This is a genomic window from Acinetobacter sp. Swhac1 (assembly GCF_013390985.1).
Taxonomy (GTDB): domain Bacteria; phylum Pseudomonadota; class Gammaproteobacteria; order Pseudomonadales; family Moraxellaceae; genus Acinetobacter; species Acinetobacter towneri.
This window is the reverse complement of the sequence record NZ_JACASN010000117.1, coordinates 1-691: the sequence shown is the minus strand read 5'-3', so window position 1 is coordinate 691 and position 691 is coordinate 1. Positions and strand designations below refer to the sequence as shown.

The window sequence follows — 691 nt, the reverse complement described above, 5'->3', positions numbered from 1 at the left end:
AAAATCATTTGAATGATTTCTTCTTGGTCTACGTGCCATAAAATACTCCATATATTGATGTTTATAACATCATTTGAGGAGCAGAATATCACTTATAGGAGTTGTTCAAATTTACGGATCCATCTCTCTAATGAAGAAATTCTAAAATTAACATAATACACCTTATACAAAATGCCCTTGTAAGCCCTTAATCAAGGGCATTTTTAGTCTCTACTTAACATAAAATTTTGGTGGTGCTTCAAAAAGTATGCTGCCTTTAAATGAAGCCATTATTGATGTAAAAGAAAAGAAGGCTAAATCAAAAGCTTTAAAATGGTTTTCAAGCTTTTTTGAAAAATTACAGCTTCTTCTGAAGCTACGCCTAATTCTATGCCTTATTTTGCAATTATTGCCTTCAATACCTACAGTAAAAAATTTACCAATACTTTGCTTACCATTTTTAAAAGCAGTGATGAAACTGTCCCAATGATCACTTGCAATTCGGGTGTAGTGAATATCTAATTGTTTAAGCTTTGTCTTCAATTGTTAGACTGTAGCTAAATCTCGTTTACCCCAAACATAAGCAACAATTTCACCTGTTTCTCGATGATAGGCGTAAATAAGCCATTGTTTATTCTTTTTATTTCCAACAAAATTCCAGAACTCATCTACTTCGAGAGATTCATAATGACTTTGCTGAGGCTGAATTTCA

The 691-nt window shown here is 32.1% G+C and carries 1 pseudogene; it reads right to left on the bottom strand.

Annotated features, from left to right (window positions below):
* Nucleotides 1–256: 256 nt before the first annotated feature.
* A pseudogene (locus HX743_RS16235) lies at nucleotides 257–691 on the bottom strand (IS1 family transposase); the annotation flags it as partial.